18 protein-coding genes and 1 pseudogene are annotated in these 21570 nt (G+C 54.1%); 10 read left to right on the top strand and 9 right to left on the bottom strand.

The window, feature by feature from the left end; translation table 11 throughout:
• Nucleotides 1-151 precede the first annotated feature (151 nt).
• Nucleotides 152-1039 (bottom strand): YghX family hydrolase, encoded by an 888-nt coding sequence (yghX, locus tag ACR0B5_RS20155; RefSeq protein ID WP_170662645.1) that lies wholly within the window; start codon nucleotides 1037-1039, stop codon nucleotides 152-154.
• Nucleotides 1040-1129: 90 nt separating this feature from the next.
• On the bottom strand, nucleotides 1130-2293 hold the full coding sequence (locus ACR0B5_RS20150; protein ID WP_480542920.1) for a pyridoxal-phosphate-dependent aminotransferase family protein: 1164 nt from the start codon (nucleotides 2291-2293) through the stop codon (nucleotides 1130-1132).
• A 132-nt stretch (nucleotides 2294-2425) separates the two neighbouring features.
• Between ACR0B5_RS20150 and ACR0B5_RS20145 the strand changes: the two genes are divergently transcribed.
• Together ACR0B5_RS20145 and ACR0B5_RS20140 are read left to right on the top strand one after the other, a co-directional pair.
• Nucleotides 2426-5302, top strand: a complete 2877-nt coding sequence (locus ACR0B5_RS20145) for an FAD-binding and (Fe-S)-binding domain-containing protein (RefSeq protein ID WP_480542918.1) — start codon at nucleotides 2426-2428, stop codon at nucleotides 5300-5302.
• A 9-nt stretch (nucleotides 5303-5311) separates the two neighbouring features.
• Nucleotides 5312-5989 (top strand): GntR family transcriptional regulator, encoded by a 678-nt coding sequence (locus ACR0B5_RS20140; protein WP_170467812.1) that lies wholly within the window; start codon nucleotides 5312-5314, stop codon nucleotides 5987-5989.
• 42 nt (nucleotides 5990-6031) lie between these two features.
• Here ACR0B5_RS20140 and ACR0B5_RS20135 read toward each other — a convergent pair whose 3' ends face one another.
• Genes ACR0B5_RS20135 through ACR0B5_RS20115 form a run of 5 tightly spaced genes read right to left on the bottom strand, consistent with a single transcriptional unit; the run spans nucleotide 6032 to nucleotide 10774 of the window.
• Nucleotides 6032-7108: an Ldh family oxidoreductase gene (locus ACR0B5_RS20135; protein ID WP_480542916.1), complete on the bottom strand. Its 1077-nt coding sequence runs from the start codon at nucleotides 7106-7108 to the stop codon at nucleotides 6032-6034.
• Nucleotides 7098-7970, bottom strand: coding sequence for an ABC transporter permease (locus tag ACR0B5_RS20130; RefSeq protein ID WP_170375895.1), 873 nt, complete (start codon nucleotides 7968-7970; stop codon nucleotides 7098-7100). Before ACR0B5_RS20130 ends, ACR0B5_RS20135 begins: the two co-directional genes overlap by 11 nt.
• A complete protein-coding gene (locus ACR0B5_RS20125) occupies nucleotides 7967-8776 on the bottom strand; it encodes an ABC transporter ATP-binding protein (RefSeq protein WP_170467807.1) in 810 nt (269 codons plus the stop codon). The genes ACR0B5_RS20130 and ACR0B5_RS20125 overlap by 4 nt, the downstream gene beginning before the upstream one ends.
• On the bottom strand, nucleotides 8773-9822 hold the full coding sequence (locus ACR0B5_RS20120) for an ABC transporter substrate-binding protein (protein ID WP_480542913.1): 1050 nt from the start codon (nucleotides 9820-9822) through the stop codon (nucleotides 8773-8775). Before ACR0B5_RS20120 ends, ACR0B5_RS20125 begins: the two co-directional genes overlap by 4 nt.
• Nucleotides 9823-9859: 37 nt before the next feature.
• The gene (locus ACR0B5_RS20115) at nucleotides 9860-10774 is read right to left on the bottom strand and encodes a fumarylacetoacetate hydrolase family protein (protein ID WP_170642883.1); all 915 of its coding nucleotides are present in this window, start codon (nucleotides 10772-10774) and stop codon (nucleotides 9860-9862) included.
• 141 nt (nucleotides 10775-10915) lie between these two features.
• On the opposite strand from ACR0B5_RS20115, the gene ACR0B5_RS20110 reads away from it, so the two are divergent.
• The 7 genes and pseudogenes from ACR0B5_RS20110 to ACR0B5_RS20080 all read left to right on the top strand — a co-directional run bounded on the left by ACR0B5_RS20110 (nucleotide 10916) and on the right by ACR0B5_RS20080 (nucleotide 18316).
• The gene (locus ACR0B5_RS20110) at nucleotides 10916-11596 is read left to right on the top strand and encodes a FadR/GntR family transcriptional regulator (protein WP_170768538.1); all 681 of its coding nucleotides are present in this window, start codon (nucleotides 10916-10918) and stop codon (nucleotides 11594-11596) included.
• Between the two features lie 194 nt (nucleotides 11597-11790).
• Complete coding sequence (locus tag ACR0B5_RS20105) at nucleotides 11791-12474, top strand: fumarylacetoacetate hydrolase family protein (RefSeq protein WP_170375887.1); 684 nt, start codon at nucleotides 11791-11793, stop codon at nucleotides 12472-12474.
• 60 nt (nucleotides 12475-12534) lie between these two features.
• Complete coding sequence (locus tag ACR0B5_RS20100) at nucleotides 12535-14070, top strand: acyl--CoA ligase (protein ID WP_480542911.1); 1536 nt, start codon at nucleotides 12535-12537, stop codon at nucleotides 14068-14070.
• A gap of 4 nt (nucleotides 14071-14074) precedes the next feature.
• Nucleotides 14075-15052, top strand: a complete 978-nt coding sequence (locus ACR0B5_RS20095) for a 2-dehydropantoate 2-reductase (RefSeq protein ID WP_480542909.1) — start codon at nucleotides 14075-14077, stop codon at nucleotides 15050-15052.
• Nucleotides 15053-15129: 77 nt separating this feature from the next.
• Nucleotides 15130-15836 (top strand): annotated as a pseudogene (locus tag ACR0B5_RS20090) (IS6 family transposase).
• Nucleotides 15837-16138: 302 nt separating this feature from the next.
• Nucleotides 16139-17509 carry an FAD-binding oxidoreductase gene (locus tag ACR0B5_RS20085; protein WP_480542907.1) on the top strand — a complete coding sequence of 457 codons (1371 nt, stop codon included), beginning with the start codon at nucleotides 16139-16141 and terminating at the stop codon, nucleotides 17507-17509.
• 99 nt (nucleotides 17510-17608) lie between these two features.
• Nucleotides 17609-18316 (top strand): IS6 family transposase, encoded by a 708-nt coding sequence (locus ACR0B5_RS20080; protein WP_480542905.1) that lies wholly within the window; start codon nucleotides 17609-17611, stop codon nucleotides 18314-18316.
• Nucleotides 18317-18508: 192 nt separating this feature from the next.
• Here ACR0B5_RS20080 and ACR0B5_RS20075 read toward each other — a convergent pair whose 3' ends face one another.
• A complete protein-coding gene (locus ACR0B5_RS20075) occupies nucleotides 18509-19390 on the bottom strand; it encodes a DUF5666 domain-containing protein (protein ID WP_480542903.1) in 882 nt (293 codons plus the stop codon).
• Nucleotides 19391-19433: 43 nt separating this feature from the next.
• Nucleotides 19434-20231, bottom strand: coding sequence for a DUF6502 family protein (locus ACR0B5_RS20070; RefSeq protein ID WP_170692028.1), 798 nt, complete (start codon nucleotides 20229-20231; stop codon nucleotides 19434-19436).
• A gap of 130 nt (nucleotides 20232-20361) precedes the next feature.
• Between ACR0B5_RS20070 and ACR0B5_RS20065 the strand changes: the two genes are divergently transcribed.
• Nucleotides 20362-21570, top strand: a 1209-nt coding sequence (locus ACR0B5_RS20065) for a fasciclin domain-containing protein (protein ID WP_480542901.1), incomplete at its 3' end; no start/stop codon positions are given.

Raw genomic sequence — 21570 nt, 5'->3', positions numbered from 1 at the left:
GTTAATAGTAGGCATAGCGGGCCGAGACCTTGTCGCAGAATTTCTAACTCCAAAGTTCAAGTTTCCGGGGCTTCCAAGGGCTTGGCCAAGATGGGCCGAGGATTTCAACGAAAAGATATCAACGCATGACTGGCTTGGTAGCTTGTACCAATTACTTCAGATAGGTTTTGAACCAATCAATTGTGCGGTCCCAGGCTAGGTTTGCCATTTCCTCATCATAGCGTGGCGTACTGTCGTTATGAAAACCGTGGTTGGCGTTTTCGTATATATATGCCTCGTATACTTTGTCGTTGGCCTGAAGAGCAGCTTCAAAATCCGGCCACCCTGCGTTGATGCGCTCATCAAGCTCTCCCATTTGAATCAGTAATGGCGCCTGAATTTTAGCCACATCCTCAGCTGCCGGCTGGCGACCATAGAACGGCACGCCCGCTGCCAATTCCGGATAGGCCACAGCAATTGCGCTGACTACGCCGCCACCGTAGCAGAAACCCACTGCGCCGACCTTTCCAGTACTGTCATCTCGGTTCAGTAGGTATTCAAATCCATTGAAGAAATCGTTCATCAACTCGACCCGGTCCACTGTCTTTTGCAGTTCGCGCCCATCTGCGTCGTTGCCGGGGTATCCTCCCACCGATGTCAGGCCGTCTGGAGCCAGAGCCATAAACCCGGCTTTCGCCAATCTGCGCGCGACATCTTCGATGTACGGGTTAAGGCCGCGGTTTTCGTGGACTACCAGCACCGCGGGCAGGGGTTCTTCAACGCCTGCGGGCCGGACCAGGTAGCCCCGCACGTCACCGGTTCCATTTGGTGAGGGATAGGTGATGTAGTCTGCATGGATATCGGGATCGTTAAATGACACCTGCTGTGCTAGGGCATAGTTCGGACTAAGCATTTTCAGCAACGCGACCGCTGATAAACCGCCAACCGCAAATTTGCTGGCGCGGTCCAGAAATTGGCGTTTAGTGATTTTGCCGTGCGCATAAAAGTCATACAGATCAAGAAGTTCCTGGTCGAAGTCTTTTGCCGTCATACGGGTCATGGTGAAGCTCCTAAAGAGTTTGGTGATCCGGAGGTTTGGTAATTTCCAGTCAATGGGACTCGGTTGCGCTATTGGAGGCTCAGATTGGATTTACGCGGCCTTGAGATGCTCCAAGGCAGCCTGCGTGCCACCTGCTGTATGAGGCACGCCGCTCTTGGCGAGACCCATTTCTACGCCTGACAGTGTGGCCATCAACATCAGGTCGTTGAAATCGCCCAAGTGACCTATGCGGAAAACCTTGTCGGCTACTTTGGACAGGCCATTTCCAAGTGAGATATCATAGTGCTCTAGCGTAGTTGCGCGAAATACATCAGCAGAATGTCCTTCAGGTACTTTAACAGCGGTCAGTACGCCCGACTCCTGACCTTGGCGAGCACACAATACCTCAAGCCCCCATGCTTGCACCGCAGCCCGCGTCGCGGCGCCATGGCGGGAATGCCGTGCGAACACGTTCTCCAGCCCCTCTTCGTGCAACATATCGATGGCCTCATTTAGTCCATAGAGGAGATTGGTACCGGGCGTATAAGGGAAGAACCCTTTCTGGTTGGGTTCGATCATATCATGCCAATCCCAATAACTTCGTGGCATACTCACGGATTTTGAATGTTCCAGTGCACGGTCGCTTACAGCGTTAAAGCTCAGTCCAGGCGGTAGCATCAGTCCTTTTTGCGAACCAGAGACACAGACATCAACGCCCCAGTCGTCGAACCTAAAATCGATCGACCCTAGGCCAGAAATGGAATCAACAATGAGGAGCGCAGGGTGCTTTGCCGCATCTATAGCTCTGCGCACTTCCTCAATCGACGAGACTGACCCAGTAGAAGTTTCATTGTGGACGACGCATACCGCCTTGATCGCGTGCTGACTATCTTCGCGCAGGCGGTCTTCGATCTGATTAGGATCCGCACCGCCACGCCAATCTCCTTCAATCAGTTCTGGCTGCAATCCCAGTTTTCCTGCCAAGTTGCACCACATGAAGGCGAAATGTCCTGTTTCGAACATGAGAACTTTTTCGCCTGGCGACACACTGTTCACAAGTGCTGCTTCCCATGCACCGGTGCCGGATGAGGGGTAAATAAAGACGTTCTGCTTTGTCTTGAAAATGGTTTTTATCCCACTGAGGGCCTTGTTCCCTACTTCAGCAAAATCGGGCCCACGGTGATCAATGGTCTGTGTGCTGATGGCCTTTAGGATGCGCTCTGGCACAGCACTTGGCCCTGGAATCTGTAAAAAGTGCCTGCCCGCCTGACGCATTTGAAACGATCCTTATGCTGGTGCCAAAAGAGTGGTGCTATTAATCATTGCAAAAGTTAATTATGAATTCATTATTCAGTCAATGGGCAAGTAGAGCCTGAATGGGCTTACTGGGAATGGAAGGCGAACCTGATGGTAAAGAATGGATCGTTGTACCGCCGACTGTTGTCTGATGTGCGGGGAGAGGTGATGTCAGATCCGGCGTCGCTTGCTCGGTACTCGACCGATGCCTCAATCTATCAGATGATACCTGACGCTGTTGTGATCCCCCTATCCAAAGAAGATGTGAAAGCCGTGATGTCTGTCGCGCGGGGCGAGGGATTTTCGGTCCTTCCTCGCGGTGGCGGCACGTCGCAATGCGGGCAAACGGTCAATCAGGGTGTTGTGCTGGACAACACAAAATACTTGAATCGTATTCTAGACATAGACGTTGAGAAACGTATTGCGCGCGTTCAGCCAGGTGTTGTGTTGGATCAATTGAACGACGCGTTGAAGAAGCATGGCCTTTGGTTTCCCGTGGATCCCTCAACAGCGTCTCGTTGCACTCTTGGGGGGATGGCAGCAAACAATTCTTCAGGCGGGAAGTCTCTGCGGTACGGGATCATGCGAGATAACGTCCGTGCAATAAACGCAATTCTTGTTGACGGAAGCGAAGCGCGGTTCAGCGCTGAAACGCCCGCGTCTAGCGATTATGCGGATCTTGTTGGCGACATGCGCGCACTTGGGCGTCGTGAGGCGTCTGAAATTGACGCCCGTTTTCCCAAGGTCCAGCGCCGTGTGGGCGGTTACAATATCGACGCGCTCGTCGGTAGCGACATCAACATGTCCCATTTGTTGGTGGGGTCAGAAGGCACGCTGGCTTATTTCACTGAATTGGAATTGAACTTGGCACAGTTACCGGGTGAGAAAGTTACCGGCGTGTGCCATTTCTCGACATTTCGTGCTGCAATGGAGGCCACCCAGCACATCGTGACGCTCAATCCTCAGGCGGTAGAATTGATCGACGAGACAATGATCGCGTTGGGGCGCGATATTCCATTGTTTCGCGACACTATAGAGGCCTTTGTCACAGGCAAACCCGAAGCCCTGCTACTAGTAGAATTCGCCGAGGGCAACGCTGAGGACAATGCCGCAAAACTGGTTAAGCTTTCCCAACTAATCGGAGATCTCGGCTTGTCTTTTACCGGAACGAAAAACCGGTGGGGTGGAGTTGTTTCAATTACAGACGCCAAGCTACAGAATTCTATCGCCGAGTACCGGAAATCCGGCTTGAATGTCATGATGTCGATGAAGGAGGCAGGCAAGCCGATATCCTTCGTTGAAGATTGCGCTGTTCCGTTGACCGACCTCGCCGATTACACCGCGGGCCTAAACGAAATATTCGCCCGGCATGGCACCAAGGGAACATGGTACGCGCACGCCTCCGTCGGGTGCCTACATGTTCGTCCTGTCCTAAATATGCGGCAGGACAAAGACGTCAGCACAATGCGGGCGATTGCCGAAGAAACATTTGATCTGGTTAAGCGATACAAGGGCTCTCATTCAGGTGAACACGGTGACGGGATCGTACGTTCTGAATTTCATGAAAAAATGTTCGGTCAGCGTATTATTTCTGCCTTTGAAGAGGTTAAGAACCGGTTTGACCCAATCGGGATGCTCAATCCTGGAAAGATTGTGCATGCGCCCTCAATGGATGATCGCCGTCTATTCCGCTACAGCCAAAATTATTCAGTCCCGGATTTCGAAGCAGCGCTGGATTGGTCAGCTTGGCCGGGTACCGGAGGAGGATTTCAGGGTGCCGTTGAGATGTGCAATAACAACGGTGCGTGCCGCAAGCTAAAGGGCGGAGCTATGTGCCCTTCGTTCCGTGCCACCCGAAACGAGCGTGATTCCACGCGTGGGCGTGCAAACACTTTGCGTTTCGTGATCAGCGGGCAGTTGCCGGGCGGTTTAGAATCCGATGCGATGTTGGACGCGATGAAGTACTGCGTATCCTGTAAGGCGTGCGCTCGGGAGTGCCCGACTGGCGTCGACATGGCGCAAATGAAGATCGAAGTATTGTCAGCGAAACGTAAAAAAGATGGGCTGACATTGGCAGATAAATTGATAGCTTACTTGCCCCGATATGCACCAAAAGCTGCAAAAGTCGCGTGGCTTATGAATATTCGAAACAAAATTGGACCCTTGCGTAAGCTTTTGGAAAGCCCGACCGGTATTGCCGCACGACGTGATCTTCCAGAATGGTCTTCCGTTCCGTTCCGAGATGACGAGGCCCAAGATAGTGATCCGCAGGTTCTTCTGTTTGCAGATGTGTTCAACCGTTATTTCGAGCCTGACAATCTGCGCGCCGCGGTCCGGGTCCTGCGTGCGCTAGGGCTGCGTGTCGCCGTAGCACGGGATAACCACACTAAAAGAGCGTTGGATTGCGGACGTACCTTGTTGGCTGTGGGTTGTGTGGAAGAAGCGCGACACGAGGCTCAGCGCGTGATTGACGCGACACGAGATATGGTTGCCAAAGGCATACCGGTCGTCGGACTTGAACCTTCCTCTATCCTCACTTTCCGGGACGAGTATTTGGCTCTTTGCCCGGGACCGCAAACGGAGATGTTGGCGAAGGCCACACATACAATTGAGGAGTTTCTGGTCGAACAGCCGAGCTTGCCTTTGAAGCCGATAGATCGACCGATCTACGTCCATGGACATTGTCATCAAAAGGCACATGACGTCGTCACGCCTATGCTCAATCTCCTGAAGCGTATTCCTGAGGCGCAGGTTAACATGATCGAAAGCAGTTGTTGTGGTATGGCTGGGGCGTTTGGATATGCCCCGGAAACTGTCGATGTCTCGATCGAGATGGCAAAGCTAGACCTATTTCCAGCTTTGGACGCGGCACCAGTGAATGCAATTGTTGTGGCAGATGGGACATCATGTCGGCACCAAATCACTGAGGGTACCCGACGGCAGCCCATGCATGTCGCTCGCTTGTTGGAAATGGTACTTGATGATTAGGACGTGGTTATGAATCTAACGGATGGCATCAAGCGCACAACACTACATGAAGAACTGGTCGAACGTCTGCGCAACCTGATTGTCGAAGATGTTCTGAAGCCGGGAGAGAAAGTGCCCGAGAAACAGCTCTGCGACTCGTTGGGGGTCTCAAGGACACCATTGCGGGAAGCCCTAAAGGTGCTTGCATCAGAAGGCTTTGTGGTACTCCAAGCCAACCGAGGTGCGCGCGTTGCCAGTGTCACGCGAGAGGAATTGGAGAACACGTTTCCAGTTCTTGCGACGCTTGAGCAACTGGCAGGAGAGTTGTCATGTCAGAGCATGAACTCCACGGAAATTAAACAGATTGAACGTCGCCACGCCGATATGTTGAAAGCCTATAGGTCACGTGATCGACAGGCCTATTTTAAAGCCAATCAGGACATCCATCAGGCACTGATACGTGGCGCGCGAAACGACATTCTTGAAACCCACCACAAGCTGTTGGCGGCGCGGGTCCGCCGTGCACGTTTTGTGGCCAATCTGTCAGACGAACGCTGGGCGCAGGCAATTCGCGAACATGAAGCTATGATGGAGTTGCTTAAGGCTCGCGATGCAGATGGGCTTGGCAAAACTATGAAGCTACACATGATGAACAAGCTTTCTGCTCTTGTGAAAGCGCTTGAGGCCGAGGACGAGGCGTTTCGCTGACTTCTGTTCCAAAGCGCTTACAAACTTTTCACGGATCGACCGCTAGTCAGTGCTGAGACTTGGAAATGGGGGTGTCAGCCCACAGTCCAGGGCTAGTTTGTTGAGATCACGACAAAGAGCGGGGTTAAGCCTTACACCGTCTTTACGACGGGCTTCAGCTGCGGCCGTTTTGCCATCTCCGGGCAAGCGCACCGGGTCATGACCGGGCAGTGGGGCTGATGCGCGCATTTCGGAAAAGACGCGGGCCGCATTGGAAGCAAAGTCTTTTTCCATCCCAAACGCTGCCGGATTTAGCGCCATTACGAATTGCCCTGTGTTTGTGGATGAGGTCGTGTCTGAGGTAAAGTTGACCACGTCTGAGCCGAAGGCCGCGCCGTTCAAGACCCCGGCCATTAATCCGATAGCTACAGAAAGACCGAATCCTTTTGGACCGCCGATCGGCAAAAGAAATCCTTCTGACTTGCGGGCAGGGTCCGTCAATGGGTTTCCATCGCGCCCGACCATCCAACCCTCAGGCATAGGCTTACCTTGCTGCAACAGGGTCTTGATCTTGCCCATAGCGGCAACAGTCGTCGCCATATCAAATACAAACGGGTCAGGGCCATCGGCAGGCGCAGAGAAAGCGATGGGATTGGTGCCAAGAAGCAGGTCGCTTCCGCCATAGGGCGGAACGTGGTTCGCACTGCCCACCGCTGCGGCCATGCCAAGCATCCCAGCCTCGGCTTGTGGACGCACGTATAGTGCGAGTGGTCCTGCATGGTTGCCACGTCGAACACCGACCCATCCGATTCCGGCCGCTTTTGCCTTTTCAATTGCAAGATCGCGCGCCGCCGACATAGCCAAATGGCCAAGACCGTCATCTCCGTCGATCAAAGCGGTTGCAACAGTCTCATGTTCTACCGTGACTCTTGGCGTAGGATTAGAACCGCCGCCCGCCAACCGGGCAAGGTACTGGCGCAGGCGAAATACACCGTGTGTGCCGTAACCATAGATGTCGGCCTCCACCATCGTCGAGGCCACCTGAACAGCGTCCGCTTTTGGCACACCTCGCGTTTCGAGTGCGCTCGCCACAAACTCACGCAGGGCCTGGCAGTGTATTTTCACAGGTTCAGAAGTCATCCCTGCCGACCTGCTCTTTATGCCAGAACACGAGTTTACGCTGTGTCCAAACCACCGTTGCAAAAACGGCCAGGCCGACGAGGCTGAGATACAGGATCAACGAGAACACCCGAGGTGTATTGAGCTGCGAGGCTGCAACACGTATCAGCTCACCAAATCCCTTTCCGCCGCCCAGGAACTCTCCTGTAATTGCACCTGCCATCACGCCAACTGCACCGATCTTGAGACCGGTGAATATCTGCGGCAGGCCAGTTGGCAGCTTCATCTTGATCAATGTCTGCATCCGGCTCGCGCCCATCGTCTTGAACAACATGCGCGCGTTTTCGTCGGCGGCGTGAAGCCCAGCGGCTGTTCCAACCACAATTGGGAATGTCGCAATAAATGCGGCAAGTGCCACCTTGGATTCAATGCCGAACCCCAGCCACGCCACAAACAGCGGGGCGAACGCGACTTTTGGCATAGTGTCGATGGCCACGAGGTAAGGCATCACTGCTTTTTCGCCAAATGCGGTTTCCCCGACTAGCACGCCCAGCGAAAAACCGATCGCGATCGCCAAGGCAAAGCCATAGATGACCTCCTTGAAAGTGATCCAAAGCGCACCCAGCATGTAACCTCCGGTCAAAAGGTTTTGTCCGACGAAAATCATGTCCCTAAGGGTCTCCATCGGGGTGGGCAGGATGATTGGCGATACAAGCCCCAAGCTTGTCACAATCTGCCAAGTGCCTACGAAAACGACGAAAACAAACGTCATCGCAATCCAACGGGGAACCGAGTCGATAAAGTGAACTTTCTGCTCCCAAACAGTGTCTTCTGCGGGGTCAGCGTCCTTTACGGAAGGCGAGTAGTCCTGAACTTGGCTCACATTTCTTCTCCCTTATCCAGGAGGCTGCGAATGTAGTCTACAATAGCGCCGAACTTAGGAGTCGTCATCATATCGAGCGTACGCGGGCGAGGCAGGTCGACTTCAACAATTTCAGCAATCCTGCCTGGACGTGGCTTCAACACGACGATTTCATCGGACAAAATCACCGCCTCTTGAATGGAGTGCGTCACAAGAAACGCGGTCGCTTCCTGTTCCCGGCAAATCCGCTGCAACTCCATATTCATCATGTCGCGCGACAACTCGTCGAGAGCGCTGAACGGTTCGTCCAACAAAAGCACGGCTGGTTCGGTTATCAGCATTCGACAGATCGACGCGCGTTGTGCCATCCCGCCCGACAATTCGTTCGGATATACGTTTTCAAAACCTTTCAAGCCTACGACATCCAAAAGTTCGTGAGCCTTTGCCATGGCTTGCTTGGCTGCTGCCTTTCCATCTCGGATCTCGATCGGCAGGACGATATTTTCCACAGCTGTTTTCCATGGGAAAAGTGTCGCTTGCTGGAACATCATACCAATATCACGGCGGGTCCCAGTGACCGGCAACCCCTGCAGGATCACACGTCCTTTAGTTGGCGGGATCAGACCCGCCATGATCTTTAGCAGAGTTGACTTGCCGCACCCGCTGGACCCGATGACAGATGTGAAGCTTCCTTTCCGAAGCGTCAGATTGATGTCCTCGAGAGCGACCACCAGATTGCGCGCATAGGTCTTGCTTACGTGTGTCAACTCGTAGACCGGCGTGCCCAAGGGCGCGCCGGAAAACTCATGGGTGACTTCAGCGTTCATTTACTGACAGCCTCGTTGCCAATGGCAGCAAACTCATTGGTCCACGCAGCGCTCAGGTCATCAAGTGGTCCTGGAATTTCGCCACCTGCGACCAGCGCGTCTTGCCATTCTTGCCAGACTTCGGCGGGATACCATCCCAGACCATTGCTTGGATCCGCCGCTATGGTTTTTGAACGCACGGCATCGAAAAGTGCCGACTGGAACTCCTTGTCTTCGCCTTCCTGCGGATTGCCGTCGGCCAAGTGCTTTAACACGGCTTCGCGGTTGGCATCATCGAGCGCAAAGGCATGGCCACGAGCGAATGCGCGGCTCCAGGCCTCGACCAGTTCCCGATCATTGGCGATTGTGTCGGCCATAGTGGCGATGCCGTTGCCGAAGAAACGCCCAAATTCTGCCGGCGTAATGTCGCGCACTGCCATTCCGCGCTGGTTCAGAATTGCCGTGTCAGCTGTCGATGCGGAATATGCGCCGATTTCACCGTTCAGGAAAGCCGCAGTTGCCGGGCCACCGTCGCCGACAGTCAGGAAAGTGAAGTCTTCACCCTCTTTCATGCCTGCTCCGGTCATCACATTGCGTGCAAAGCCGACTTCCGCGCCATCAGCCGTACCTGTTCCGATAACTTTACCTCGAAGCTCTTCAACACTTTGGATGTCAGAGTCTTCTGGCACGGCGATGCCGAAGTTGCTGCGTGCAGCAACGTTGTAGATATGTACTGCGTCCACATCCCGCGATCGCGCTGCGATTAGGGGGCCAGGTCCGGGGCGACCGAAATGCGCCTGCCCTGCAGACAAAGCCTGAAGCACAGCTCCCGAACCGTTGATCGCCTCGACGGTCACGTCCAAACCTTCGTCTGCGAAGTAACCTTCTCCAATGGCGACAAAAACAGGAAATGAGTTGATCGCCGATGGGCTCGGCTGCACAAAAGTGATCTTACGCAAGTCCTGCGCAAAACCTTTCGTTCCCATTGCTCCCGCTACCGGAACTGCCGAAAGCAAGGACGCTGTGAAAGTCCTTCTGTTCATCATTTTAGTCTTCCTCCCTTGCATGGTTGGCTTCCAGCAGCTTCAGAGATGCAGGAGCCACTTACACGGCGCGCACGGTATTCCTGAGCGTGCCAATTTCTGAAATTTCACAAACCACTGTGTCCCCGTCTTTCAGGAACTGAGGCGGGTCCATTGCGTATCCGACGCCTGACGGCGTGCCGGTCGCAAGTACGTCCCCGGGTTCTAGGGTCAGGCCTTCTGATAGGGATGCGATCAGTGTCGGAATGTCGAAAATCATGTCCGACGTAGTTCCGTTTTGGCGCTGTTCGCCATTGACGGTTATTCCAATTGACAAAGACTGCGGATCGCTTACCGCATCAGCAGTCACTATCCAGGGACCCAATGGGCAAGACCCATCTAAACCTTTGCCTTTGAAATACTGCCCACCATGTCGGCGTTGGATGTCACGTGCGGTGATGTCGTTGAGGATCGTATAGCCGTATACGTGGTCGTATGCGTCAGCCTTGGCTATGTTTCGTCCCGGTTTTCCAATCACAACTGCCAGTTCCACTTCGTAATCGATGGCTTGTGAGACCGATGGGAAAATCAGAATGTTTGCCTCCGGTGCCACAATCGAGGTTGGCGGTTTTGTGAAGAAAACCGGATGCTCTGTTACACCAATTTTTTGATTTTGTGCCCGTTCGCCCTCGGCAATGTGTTCAGCGTAATTGCGCCCTACACAAAACACGTTCTTACTCGGACTGGGAATTGGCGCCAGAAACGGCGCGTCATCCCAAACCAGTGCGTCCTTTAGACTACCTGCTTCAGCCGATGAAACGAGGGATCTCAAAACTTCAAGTGTATCTTCTCCACCCGCGATTAATTGCTGCATTGAACCGGCGTTCAGCGTTTTGCCAATCATTTGCGCTGCGCGCAAAATGTCCAACTTGCTGCCATCTTCAAGTATTGCCACGCAAACGGCGTGACCCTCTACGGAAACAGTTGCTAACCGCACTCGGCACTCCTCCCTCGTGCTTATGTCAAGCCGTGGTCACGGAACCTGTCCTGCGACTCGTTTCTTGCTTTCCTCTTGCCCTTGAGTTTTTTCCGACTTGGCGTTTCAATCAATCAACCAATCACTAAATTGGGTGGAGATATGAGCGCACCAACCGAACTCGCGCACCGTGTACGCGATCTTATTAACAATGCGGGATACAGGCATAACGACAGGCTCCCACCTGAACGTGAGCTGTGTTCAAAACTTGGGACAACTCGCAATCAGTTGCGAAGAGCGTTGGCAGAGCTCGAGGCCCAGGGACTGATCTGGCGTCATGTGGGGCGGGGAACATTTGTTGGTTCCAGACCGGTTCTCAACCTCACCGACGTAACTTATTTGGGCAATCAAATTAAACCTGAACAGGTTGTGTCGGTGCGATTTACGATCGAACCGCAGCTTAGCCGGCTGGCAGCACTCCATTCCACTCGTTCCGACCGTGAGCAAATGAGGCTTTGCGCTGACAAATGTCGCACGGCGGAAGATTGGCGCACCTACGAAGCGTGGGACAACAATTTGCACTACGCCATAGCCCGCTCTACTCGAAACCAACTTTTTCTGTACTTTTTCGAAACTTTGAATTCGGTTCGTAGGTCGATTGTTTGGGGGCAACCACGCGAAACCCTGAAGCCCGCTGAAAATTACTCCAGTTTTCGGGAACATGATGCGATCGTATCTGCCATCGCAAAGGGCGACGCGGAACTTGCCGCCAGTGCCATGGTGAATCACCTGAAATCCGTTTATTCGCGCGTACTACCCAAAAGCATGCAATCTGACGGCTGATGTAGAATACGCGCCCAACCAATTCTAGAAATGGTCGGGCTGCAACGAGGTTGGGGCTCTTGCATACTCACCCCAATTTTGGCGATGACTTCATAAGAAGCCGCGTTTGATCGTATCTGGCGTGGCATCGATCGGAAGGTCTCTGGCCGTTTGGAAATCCGATCATTGGCAATTATACGCTGAGGAGGAAAGCGATGTCCGGTCATGTCATTCCCGCGCCGCAGGTGCATACTATACCCGTAGCGGGGGGCGGCACATTCCCAGTGCGTCGCGTTTATTGCATCGGCCGAAACTACGCCGCACATGCAATTGAAATGGGTCATGACCCTAACCGGGAACCTCCGTTTTTCTTTCAGAAGAATCCTAACAATCTGGATTCCTCGGGTGAATTCCCGTACCCACCGCACAGTTCCGACGTGCATCACGAAGCAGAAATGCTCATTGCGCTCAAGTCCGGCGGTACGAATATCTCGGTGGACGATGCATTGGATCATGTCTTTGGATATGGTCTCTCGCTTGATATGACCCGACGCGACCTGCAGGGGCAGATGAAAAAAATGGGCCGTCCTTGGGAAATTGGTAAAGCGTTTGAACGCTCTGCGCCATGCGGGCCTATTCACAAGGCATCAGAAGTTGGGCATCTCGACCATGGTCCAATTACTTTGACGGTGAATGGTGACGTTCGGCAAGAGGGTGATTTGAACCAGATGATCTGGAAGGTCCCAGAGATGATCTCCTACCTGAGCGACTACTTTGAGCTCGCTGCCGGAGACGTCATCCTTTCTGGAACACCTTCTGGCGTTGGCCCTGTGAGCCGTGGCGATGTTATGGTTCTGGCCGTCGACAAACTGGGTAGCATAACGGTCAACGTAACTTAGCAAGTACTACAACAAACCCTCTCCGCGAATTAGGCCAATGCTTTTGTGAACGGATCCCGGATGCCCCATCTAGTCGCTGAATTGATTGCTCCCCATTCCGGCACTGCAAATGCTATCGGTGCTCCCGGCCGATCTTGGTTGAACTACCGTGGGCTCCGCGAGCTTTGCGCAAAGGTCAAAGCGGATCTATACCAGATCGGAGTAGGTCGTGGAGATCGAGTTGCGATCGTTTTGCCCAACGGTCCAGAGATGGCGACGGCTTTCATATCCGTTGCCCAAGTGGCTACGACGGCACCTCTGAACCCTGCCTACACTTATGAAGAGTACGTATTTTACCTCAAGGACCTGCGGGCTAAGGCACTTCTTGTAACTGAAAACGAAGATGGACCTGCGGTAAAAGCGGCAACGGACCTCGGCATCGCTATATTGCGGGCGTCTTCCGATAGCTTCCAAAAGGCCGGGCAGTTTTCGATTTTGTCCCGCGACCCAATTGGAGTCGCTGATACCTCTGCGCCGCGTGAAGATGATGTTGCCCTGATACTCCACACTTCGGGAACGACGTCGCGCCCAAAGATCGTCCCTCTGACGCAGGCAAATATCTACGCATCTGCGAGAAATGTGGCTTCGTCTTTGAAACTGACAATCGATGATCGTTGTCTAAGCATCATGCCGCTGTTCCATATCCATGGGCTGATCGCAGCAGTCGCGGCTTCTTTAGGCGCCGGATCGCAAATTAGCTGCGCCCCTGGGTTCAACGCTCTAAGCTTTTTTTCGCAGGTCGCTGAAGTTGATCCGACTTGGTATACGGCAGTTCCGACGATGCACCAGGCTATTCTGACCCGAGCTGCACGAAACCAATCAATCATTGATCAATCGCGGTTACGCTTTCTTCGATCTTCCTCTGCTTCGTTGCCCGCACCAGTTATGGAAGAGTTGGTTGCAACATTTAGTGCCCCCGTCATCGAAGCCTACGGCATGACAGAGGCCGCGCACCAAATGTGTTGCAACCCGCTTCCTCCGCAAAAGCTAAAGCCCGGATCTGTTGGAATAGCTGCAGGACCCGAAGTCAGGATTGCACACGAAACGGAAGATGTGTTGATCGCTTCGCGGGATGTCGGAGAAATCGTTATCAGCGGTCCGAACGTGACACCGGGATACGAGAGCAACCCGCAGGCAAATGCAGATAATTTCTTTGAAGCGGATGGAGAACTTTGGTTTCGCACCGGTGATCAAGGGTCGTTCGACGAAGAGAATTACCTGCGGCTGACCGGACGCCTTAAAGAGCTGATCAATCGCGGTGGAGAAAAAATCAGCCCGCTCGAAGTCGATGCCGTCCTTCTGAGCCACCCGGACGTTGCTCAGGCAGTTTGTTTTGCCGTCCCACACGAAAAACTGGGAGAGGATATCGCGGCGGCGGTGGTACTGTCCGACGACGCGGCGATCGCGGGCGCAGAGGTACGGGATTTTGTCGGCGAACGGCTCGCAAAATTCAAGGTGCCGACATCAGTGGTCATTCTCGAAGAGATTCCAAAAGGCGCGACTGGTAAGATACAACGGATTGGGCTGGCCGCTAAACTGGGGCTGACAAAGGCTTAGACACATGAAAGTTTGCATCTTTGGTGCCGGAGCTATCGGAGGTTACGTTGCCGCGAAGCTTGCGCAGACTGACGTCGACGTCAGTGTGATTGCGCGTGGCGCCCATCTGGCTGCAATGCAGGAAAATGGGTTGACCCTCCTTGAGGGTGGGCGGGACCCGATCAACGTGCCGGTACGCGCCTCAGGCAATGCCACCGATCTTGGCCCACAAGATTATGTCTTTATCACTCTAAAGGCGCACTCTGTTCCAGCGGTTGTAGATTCAATGCAGCCGCTGATTGGCGCCGAGACAACACTAGTAAATGGGGTGAATGGTGTGCCTTGGTGGTACTTCCACAAACTGGAAGGTCCCTACGAAGGGAAGAGGCTGCGGTCTGTGGACCCGGGTAACGTGCAATGGAATGGTTTCGGGCCAGATCGGGTTCTTGGGTGCGTCGTCTACCCAGCCGTAGAAGTCGTTACTCCGGGAACTATCAAGCATGTCGAGGGCAATCGTTTTTCTTTGGGCGAGCCTGATGGTTCCAAATCAGACCGCGCTGCCAAGTTTTCGGCGGCACTATCCGCCGCTGGGTTGCGTGCGCCCGTGAGACCAAGAATTCGGGACGAAATTTGGCTGAAGTTGTGGGGTAATCTGTCATTCAACCCGATTTCCGCTCTTACCCACTCAACACTTGATGTATTGTGTACTGATCCTGGTACACGGTCTGTGGCGCGCGGAATGATGCTAGAGGCTCAGGAAATCGCCGAGAAACTTGGGATCAGGTTTCCGGTAGATGTTGAAAAACGTATTGACGGAGGGGCAGCAGTTGGCGCCCACAAAACCTCTATGTGGCAGGACTTGGAGTTGAGCCGACCAATGGAAATTGATGCACTGGTCACTTCGGTGCAGGAATTGGGGCAACTGATCGGGATCGCAACACCCACAATCGACACTGTTGCATCACTGATAAAACTGAGGGCAAAGGTCGCGGGTCTTTATTAAGCTGCTGCCAGCGATCATCTGGCCTTGTCAGAAGAACTTTGGTTGAGCAGGGCAGGGGTGTTGCGTAGCTTTTTCCGATGACCAGATCTGCCTTTTTCAAATATTTTAAAATAGTCCCGAAATAATCCGCCTTGCTGTGATGCTGTACATCCGTTTCCCGCTCTCGCTTCGGAATGTCGAAGATCTGCTGCATGAGCGAGGCATCGATGTGAGCCCGAAACTGTCCGAAATTGGTGGAACAGGTTTGACCCGAAGTTTGCTGCTGAGATCAGACGGAAGCGGGTGCAACAACTGCGCGCATTCTCGAAATGGAAGTGGCACCCGGATGAGGTTTTCTTGAAGGTGAATGGCAAGCGGCATTATCTTTCGCGGGCTGTTGGCCATGAAGGCAAGGTGCTGCAAGCTGTTGTCACCAAACACCGAAACAAGCAGGCGGTATTGAAATTCTTCAAGAAATTGATGAAACAGCCATGGCTGTTCAGAAGAGATCGTAACGGATCGCTTCGCGTCGTGTCGGGCTGCTCTCAGAGAACTAAGCGCTACCGAAAAACAGCAGACGGGCAGGTGGTTCAACAACCGCGTCGAGAACTCGCACCTTCTTTTCCGACGACGCGGACGCGCGATGCAGCGTTTCAGGCGCATGCGAAGTCTACAGAAATTCGCCTCTGTCCATTCCTCCTTGTGCAACCAATTCAACCAGGAAAGATCGCTAGCCAGCCGTGACACCTTCAAATTGACACGCAGCGCCGCTCTCGCCGAGTGGCGTCAGCTTTGTTCTGGATAGGTTCGTGGTTTATGCGGCAAACTGAGACTGGTTCGAATTCGTCTGACATCACCATCCAAAACCTATGAGCCGTTGCTGGCATCGGCCTCTGCTGTGAATGTCTGCTCCGTCCGCAGAGTGCTTGTTCGGATCTACTGCAACGAAGGTCCGCTTCGAGCATAGAAAGGACACTTGGATTTGTCCGCGACTTTATCCCACCGCGAAGGCTTTGCCTCGGGCAGCAATCGAGTGTCACTCATCATCGGAAATTAGCTGGTTTGACCCATTTGTGGTATTCTTCTGGTATCATAAAGGGGGAAGACATGACTGCTAAATCACCAAGTGAGCTTCGCGACCTTGTTCATGGTGCCGTCTTCACGCCGGAAGACGATGGCTATGATGACGCCCGCAGCGTTCATAATGGCATGATCGACAAGCGTCCTGCAGTGATTGTTCGTGTGGCGAATGCTGGCGACGTTATGATGGCGGTAAGATATGCGAGCGACAACGATCTAAAGCTAGCCATCAGAGGTGGCGGGCACAGCGGGCCGGGTTTCGGTACCGTTGATGATGGTGTCGTCATCGACTTCTCTGGGATGCGTGGAGTAAGGGTGGACCCTGTGAAACGCACGGCACGGGCTGAGGCGGGCGTGACATGGGGCGATATCAATGCCGCTACACACGCATTCGGACTTGCCACTCCCGGTGGGATTATCTCGACAACGGGTATAGCCGGTCTGACCCTTGGTGGCGGCGTGGGCTATCTAACCCGCGGCTTCGGTCTTTCGGCCGACAATCTGATTTCGGTGGATGTCGTGACGGCCGATGGCAAATTGGTGATCGCGAGCGACGACGAAAATGCCGATCTGTTCTGGGCGATCCGAGGCGGCGGCGGTAATTTCGGCGTATGCACCTCGTTTGAATATCGGCTGCACCCGGTCGATACGGTCTATTGGGGACCAATGTTTTATGAAGTGTCCGAGACCGAAAACATCCTGAAGTTCTTCCGCGAGTACATCAAAGACGCGCCGGAACAGATGGGTGGATTTCCAGCGTTCCAAGTTGCTCCCCCGCTCCCGTTTATTCCTGAGGACCGACACGGAGATATGTTTGTCGCACTTGTAGCCTGTTGGGCGGGTGACCCTGCAGAGGGTGAGAAGATGTTCAAGCCCTTCCACGACGTTGCAGAAGTCAAGGCAGAACATGTTGGCCCGGTACCGTTCCCGGCAATTAATGCGGCATTTGACGGTCTCTTCCCAAAAGGGATCCGCCAATATTGGAAGGGCAACTACGTCAAAGAATTGACCGACGCGGCTATTGCTGAGCATGTAAGACACGGACCGAACGCCCCGGGTGTCAGCGCCTCGATGCACCTTTATCCGATTGATGGCGCGTGCAAGCGAGTTGCACCCGATGCGACCGCTTTCGGGCACCGCGATGCAAACTTCTCGATGGTGATGTTGGCTGCTTCGAATGATCCCGCGGATGACGAAAAGAACATCAAATGGGTACGTGATTATTCTGATGCCTTGGCGCCGCATTCCGAACTGGGAGGCTACATCAACTTCATGGACGATGATGACGGAGATCGGGTGAAGGCTAACTATGGTACGAACTACGACCGGCTTCTCTCGATCAAGCGGCAATATGATCCTGGCAACCTGTTTAGCGTGAACCAGAACATTGTGCCGTAGCTGGCATTTAGCAGGATTCGACGCACCTAAAACGCCAAGCGGAGTCTCGTCAGATTAACAGTGCTTAAGCAGGGCAGCGCGGTTGCGCAGCGTTTAGAAATGAAAAAACCTGCCTCTTTCAAGTACTTTAAAACCAGCCCTGAGATAATCCGCCTTGCGGTGATGCTTTACATCAGATTTCCGCTCTCGCTTCGGAATGTCGAGGATCAGGTGCATGAGCGAGGTATCAACGTGAGCCACGAAACTGTCTGGTGTTGGTGGAATAAGTTTGGCCCAATGTTTGCTGCTGAGATCCTAAGAAAGCGTGTTCAGCATTTGAGAGCATACTCCAAATGGAAGTGGCACGTGGATGAGGTTTTTGTGAAGGTGAATGGCAAGCGGCATTATCTTTGGCGCGCTGTTGATCACGAAGGTGAGGTGCTGGAAGCTGTTGTCACCAAACATCGAAACAAGCGGGCCGCGTTGAAATTCCTCAAGAAATTGATGAAGCGACACGGTAAAGTGGAAAATGTCGTCACGGATCGCTTCGCCTCATACAGAGCCGCGCTCAGAGAAATGGGCGCGCTTGAAAAACAACGGACGGGCAGGTGGCTCAACAACCGCGTCGAGAATTCGCAACTCCCGTTTCGACGACGCGAACGCGCGATGCAACATTTCAGGCGCATGCGAAGTTTACAGAAATTCGCCGCCGTCCATTCCTCCGTCTACAACCACTTAAACCAGGAAAGATCGCTGATCAGCAGAGATTCTTTCAAGCTGACCCGCGCCGCCGCTCTTAGCGAGTGGCGTCAACTTTGTTCCGGTTAGGATCGCGGTTTCCGCCTCACACTGAGACCAGTTCGAATTCGTCTGACAGTGCCTCGGAAATTGTCAACCAACTGGGCGCCGACTTCATTCTTGAAGGGACGCAATATTATGATGGAGAACGGCGGCAGATCACGGTGCATCTGATCGATGGCGAAACCAGAGAAGCAGGCAGAGTCAGACGCCCTATCTGATTCACAGGCTTGTTTTCAAGAGCAGCCGCCTCCGCGCGCCGGGGTTATCGGGAAGAACCAACGCCGAATTTGCTGCGAAACGGCCCGTATAGGGACCACTGAACAAAACCCGCTGGTCTTGAAACGGCGCAAGGTTTAGGTTTCTTGCAAAACTGTGCCCCAATCCGGCGATCCGAAAACCGGGAGCTGCACTGGTTGGTTCCAACCAGCCTTCGACAGACAGTGATTTGAGCGGCCCTGCAGCGCCGGTAAAGCGGTCAAATTCAATTTTCTGCGCGTCCATCGTGCCCTTCGCCGGATTAAAGTGCCCGAGAACCGTCGCAAATCGCCCGCTTTGCCCCAAGGTCGTTGCTCCGCTGGAAAGCTGCACACCCGAGACATAGCCGCGACCAACCGTTCCTGCCACCAAATCCAAAAGGCCCGGAGCCTTGGAAATGCGACTGGCAACAACAGTATCCCCGCGCCACAAACCAGAAACAGCCACTCGGTCTCCAATGCCAAACCCCGTGATCCGCGTTTCTACGAAAACAGCGACACCATTGACTGCTAGCGTGCCCTCGCTGGGGTCAAACGCGGTCACCGCCCCGACAAGCGGGTAAGTCAGCTCGACTCGCCGCGCGATCACCTTGCCCGAGGCAAAACGCTCGGCCTCAACTGTCAGGCTGTCCCCCGCACGTAACTGATCAACGGGCAAAGGTCCAAATCGCGTCTCGACGCGGGTCTGTTCGTCTGTTTGAACGGTCTGACCGGCTAGGATCAAACTGCCAAAATCTACCAGAACACCAACAATCCCAGTGCCCCCAAGACCACCTTCGACATCGCGTTTTGTCGACTGCGCCCACCCCGCGCCCGGCAACAGAGTTGCGCACAACCCGGAAGACATGAATGTTCTGCGATTGGGGCGACAACTGGTCATCGTAGTAAACTCACTCTTCTTCGTCTTCTCGATAAAAATAGATACCAAATCGAAAACGGTGTGTGGCCGACTTTCTTTCGTGGTCGACCTGTTGATATGAGGCGGCCTCTTGCGCCACTTTGCGCAGCGCCTCTGCACCGGTCTTGCGGGCCTCAGCCTCGAGCGCGTCCAATGATGTTTCTGCAAGGCAGTTGAAGAATGCGGCCCTTTCGAAATGAGGCGGGGTCTCAGCCAAAAGGTTATCGACCGCGGCCTCCATATGATCACCAAGGTTACGGGCGAAAAAATCGAGCTTCTGATCCAGATCTTCGGGGCCGAAAACGGCCTTGGGATTAAGCGTAAGGAAAGCGTCGTCATCGGTTACAAGACCCTGACGCTGAAGTTCGTCTAGGATAGTTCTGGGGCGAATGTCGCGGTTGGTTTGGGCGGCCAGCTGATCAAACTCGGCCCGAGTCATCGGCCTTGGAAGGCCCGATTCATCCGTGAGTTTCGGATCAGTCATCCAGCGTCCAACAACAGTCGCCAGTGTAGAAACGCGCCGCTGAACCGGTTTGATGTCGGACGTATCATGGGCCCGCATCGCCTTGACGTCGCGACGATGAACACCTGTCATCACGCTGACCCGACTGTCCGTTGCCTCGAGGCCCAGCTCTTCTAAGGCAGTGTCCACATAGCTTTGTTTTACAAAGCGGTAGAGCTGTGGCGCGGTCATCCCCTGCGCAATCAGCGCACGCGTCAAAGGGCGCAATAGCGCCTTGATCGCATGTTCGAACAGAACCGACTTGGTAAGAGAATGCTTGCCGCTCATGATGAAACACTATGGCTTCGTGTGAAAAAATTCCACGCCTCCCCTTGTCATTTTTCAGCATCGCGACATTTCGTCCGTCAACTGTGTGAAAATTACACACGCAATTTGGACACACCCGGAGGAACACGTGATGGCGACTTACAAATTTACCGCTTTTGAGAATGCAGACCTTTTTGGGTCAGGACGCATCGAACTGAACGCGGAATTCACGTTGCCACTTAGCCCGACGGTGGAAGTTTCGGTCTCGGACAATGACGAGAACCTTTCAGGCGATGCGAGGTTCAATGAATTCGGGGATGACTTGTCTGGGCAAATCGCAACGCTGACCAGGGCCGATAGCGACGAGACTGTCGGCTACAACGGCCGGATCTACGCCGAGAACGTGTGGGAGATTTCGGGCGACGATGGTCAGATTTACAAGCTGGTGGAAGTCGAACAACCCGGTTTTTTGCCTGACAATTTCACCTTTCTCGGCAACGTTCCTCCTGCGGGCACATCTTTGACAGTTGTCAGCGCGTCGAACGTCAAAGGGGCCGGTTTGGCGTATGACGATCTTGGCGCAGGCGATATTCCCCCCAACATCGTGGACATCGCGGCCGGTTCGGATGACTTCAACATCCTTGTGATGGCCCTGCAAACGGCCGGTCTAGACGGCCTCGTGCGGGACGCCGACGACATCACCGTCTTTGCTCCGACCGATGCGGCCTTCACGCAGCTGGCGGTCGATCTGGGTTTTGACGGAGACGCAACCGACGAAGGCGCTGTCTTCGGCTTCATCGCCGGCGCTCTGACCGATCTTGCCCCAGACGGAGACCCGATCCCGCTGTTGCAGAACATCCTGTCCTACCACGTCTCTCCCGGTGCCAAAACGGCGGCCGAGGTCGATGCTGCGGATCAGGTCACGACCCTGCTGGATGGTGCGACTTTCGGCTCGGAGGGCACTGAGCTGGTCGATAATGAACCCGATATCGACAACCCCAACATCGTTGCACCGGACATCGCGGCCTCCAACGGCACCATTCAGGTCATCGACCGCGTCCTGCTGCCCATCGACATTCCCGGCAATGAGCCCAACATCGTGGACATCGCGGCCGGTTCGGATGACTTCAACATCCTTGTGATGGCCCTGCAAACGGCCGGTCTGGACGGCCTCGTGCGGGACGCCGACGACATCACCGTCTTTGCTCCGACTGATGCGGCCTTCACGCAGCTGGCGGTCGATCTGGGCTTTGACGGAGACGCAACCGACGAAGGCGCTGTCTTCGGCTTCATCGCCGGCGCTCTGACCGATCTTGCCCCAGACGGAGACCCGATCCCGCTGTTGCAGAACATCCTGTCC

It is taken from the genome of Ruegeria sp. AG1 (genome assembly GCF_056541705.1).
Note: the sequence above shows the minus strand (reverse complement) of the source record. Positions and strands in the feature narration are given on the sequence as shown.

Bases quoted from the DNA above. Each gene is read 5' to 3' on its own strand.
- ACR0B5_RS20100 (WP_480542911.1), top strand. From the start codon at position 12,535: ATGCCCCATCTAGTCGCTGAATTGATTGCTCCCCATTCCGGCACTGCA.
- ACR0B5_RS20125 (WP_170467807.1), bottom strand. From the start codon at position 8,776: ATGAACGCTGAAGTCACCCATGAGTTTTCCGGCGCGCCCTTGGGCACG.
- ACR0B5_RS20080 (WP_480542905.1), top strand. From the start codon at position 17,609: ATGAAAAAACCTGCCTCTTTCAAGTACTTTAAAACCAGCCCTGAGATA.
- ACR0B5_RS20145 (WP_480542918.1), top strand. From the start codon at position 2,426: ATGGTAAAGAATGGATCGTTGTACCGCCGACTGTTGTCTGATGTGCGG.
- ACR0B5_RS20140 (WP_170467812.1), top strand. From the start codon at position 5,312: ATGAATCTAACGGATGGCATCAAGCGCACAACACTACATGAAGAACTG.
- ACR0B5_RS20105 (WP_170375887.1), top strand. From the start codon at position 11,791: ATGTCCGGTCATGTCATTCCCGCGCCGCAGGTGCATACTATACCCGTA.
- yghX (WP_170662645.1), bottom strand. From the start codon at position 1,039: ATGACCCGTATGACGGCAAAAGACTTCGACCAGGAACTTCTTGATCTG.
- ACR0B5_RS20120 (WP_480542913.1), bottom strand. From the start codon at position 9,822: ATGCAAGGGAGGAAGACTAAAATGATGAACAGAAGGACTTTCACAGCG.
- ACR0B5_RS20075 (WP_480542903.1), bottom strand. From the start codon at position 19,390: ATGTCTTCCGGGTTGTGCGCAACTCTGTTGCCGGGCGCGGGGTGGGCG.
- ACR0B5_RS20070 (WP_170692028.1), bottom strand. From the start codon at position 20,231: ATGAGCGGCAAGCATTCTCTTACCAAGTCGGTTCTGTTCGAACATGCG.
- ACR0B5_RS20135 (WP_480542916.1), bottom strand. From the start codon at position 7,108: ATGACTTCTGAACCTGTGAAAATACACTGCCAGGCCCTGCGTGAGTTT.
- ACR0B5_RS20110 (WP_170768538.1), top strand. From the start codon at position 10,916: ATGAGCGCACCAACCGAACTCGCGCACCGTGTACGCGATCTTATTAAC.
- ACR0B5_RS20150 (WP_480542920.1), bottom strand. From the start codon at position 2,293: ATGCGTCAGGCGGGCAGGCACTTTTTACAGATTCCAGGGCCAAGTGCT.
- ACR0B5_RS20085 (WP_480542907.1), top strand. From the start codon at position 16,139: ATGACTGCTAAATCACCAAGTGAGCTTCGCGACCTTGTTCATGGTGCC.
- ACR0B5_RS20095 (WP_480542909.1), top strand. From the start codon at position 14,075: ATGAAAGTTTGCATCTTTGGTGCCGGAGCTATCGGAGGTTACGTTGCC.